Origin of the sequence: Mesorhizobium sp. CA4 (assembly GCF_020165075.1) — a bacterium.
Lineage (GTDB): Bacteria > Pseudomonadota > Alphaproteobacteria > Rhizobiales > Rhizobiaceae > Mesorhizobium.
In genome coordinates, this window is the sequence record NZ_JAIUHK010000079.1 from 1 (window position 1) to 1,873 (window position 1,873).

Sequence of the window (1,873 nt, forward strand, 5' to 3'; positions counted from 1 at the left end):
CAAAGTACAACGCTCGATAGACTTTATGCTTCGCGACCTTGTTGGGCCAGAAGAAGACCGTTTCCCCGTCGTCGCGAAACACTCTAGTCTCACGATCGGAGATGATACAGGGAGGCGCGAATGAGGCTCACGCAGAAGCTGATCAACGACGGCGATGCGGCCGTGGACGAAATGCTGGTCGGTATCATGGCCGCCCATCCCGAGCATCTCTGGCGCCCCGACAACGCCCCGCGCGCAGTCGTTGCAAAGAATGGCCCGCGGACCGGCAAAGTCGCACTGGTGATCGGCGGCGGCTCAGGCCATGAGCCGACCTTCCTGGGCTATGTCGGCAAGGGACTGGCGGATGCCGCAGCGATCGGCAACGTCTTCGCCTCACCCCCTCCGCAGCCGGCAGTCGACGCGGCGACGGCCGCGAGCGGCGGTGCAGGCGTCCTGTTCATGTATGGCAACTATGCCGGCGACGTGATGAACTTCGACATGGCCGCAGAGCTGCTGGAGATCGAAGGCATCGAGGCGCGCACGGTGCTGACCACTGACGACATCGCGTCGGCGCCGCGCGACCAAAGGCAAAAGCGCCGCGGCGTGGCCGGCAACGTGTTCATCTTCAAGTGCGCGGGCGCGGCCGCCGACATGATGATGCCGCTGGACGAGGTGGAGCGGATCGCCAGGCACGCCAACGACCGCACCTTCACCATGGGCGTGGCGCTCTCGTCCTGTTCCCTGCCGCAGACGCGGAAGCCGAGCTTTGATCTTCCCCTTGGCGAAATGGAAATCGGCATGGGTATCCATGGCGAACCGGGGGTGCGGCGCGGGCCATTGCGTTCGGCCAATGATGTCGCCGACGAAATCATGGACGCGATCCTGGCGGAAATGGAGGCGCCGGCCGGCTCTCGTGTCGCTGTTCTGGTCAACTCGCTCGGCGCAACACCGCTGATGGAACTCTACATCCTGAACGCGCGGATCGCGGAGCGCTTGAAGGCTGCCGGACTGGCGGTCCACAAGACGCTTGTCGGCTCCTACTGCACGTCGCTCGACATGGCCGGCGCGTCGATTACCATCATGCACCTGGACGACGAATTGCAGCGCATGATCGACCATCCCTGCGACTGCGCCATGTTCCGGAGTTGAGCGAGATGGAGTTTACGACCGCGGATTTGAAAATTCTTTTCGGCACCATCTCTGCGCGGATGGCAACTGAGCGCGACAGGCTCTGCGCCCTTGACGGGGTCATTGGGGACGCCGACCACGGTATTGCCATGGAACAAGGCATGAAAGCCGCAGCCGATGCGGCCCAGGCTGCCGAGGGCACGCTGCAGGACGTCTTCAATGCCGCCGCCAAAGGCTTTCTCAACGCAGTCGGCGCCTCCTCAGGGCCACTCTATGCGACCGCCCTTCTGCGCGCCGGCAAGGCCGCAGGTCCGCGCGGATCAATGCCGAATGGCGAACTGCGGACCATCATTGCGGCGATGCGCGACGGCATCGTCCAGCGTGGCAAGGCGGAGCCGGGCCAGAAGACGATGCTCGATGCCTGGGGACCGGCCGCCGATGCCGCACTTGATGGTCAGAATGCCGATGCCATAATCGCGGCTGCCCGACAGGGAGCAGAAGCGACACGCAACATGGTCGCAACCGTCGGCCGCGCCGCACGTCTCGGCGAGCGTTCTTTGGGCCACCCGGACCCGGGCTCGATTTCGGCCGCCATGCTGGTCGAAGAAATCTGCAACGCCATGAAAGCCGCCTAACCCCTTTTATAGGCAATGACGTTCCGGTGGTTTTGTCTCTGATTCCGGAACGGCTTCGATCTGGTGCTGCCGAGCGAGGCTCTGACGCCCTCGATTAGGCGCTCCAAGGGCTCATCGGGCGTTGTACTTTT

The 1,873-nt window shown here is 63.6% G+C and carries 2 protein-coding genes; both read left to right on the forward strand.

Translation table 11 applies throughout. From position 1 onward, the window contains the following. Positions 1 to 120: 120 nt before the first annotated feature. The gene (locus LB528_RS30095; protein WP_224717237.1) at positions 121 to 1,128 is read left to right on the forward strand and encodes a dihydroxyacetone kinase subunit DhaK; all 1,008 of its coding nucleotides are present in this window, start codon (positions 121 to 123) and stop codon (positions 1,126 to 1,128) included. A 5-nt stretch (positions 1,129 to 1,133) separates the two neighbouring features. Further along, a complete protein-coding gene (dhaL, locus tag LB528_RS30100; RefSeq protein ID WP_224717238.1) occupies positions 1,134 to 1,742 on the forward strand; it encodes a dihydroxyacetone kinase subunit DhaL in 609 nt (202 codons plus the stop codon). Positions 1,743 to 1,873: the final 131 nt, after the last annotated feature.

Coding starts and splice junctions, on each gene's coding strand:
- LB528_RS30095 (WP_224717237.1), top strand. CDS start 121: ATGAGGCTCACGCAGAAGCTGATCAACGACGGCGATGCGGCCGTGGAC.
- dhaL (WP_224717238.1), top strand. CDS start 1,134: ATGGAGTTTACGACCGCGGATTTGAAAATTCTTTTCGGCACCATCTCT.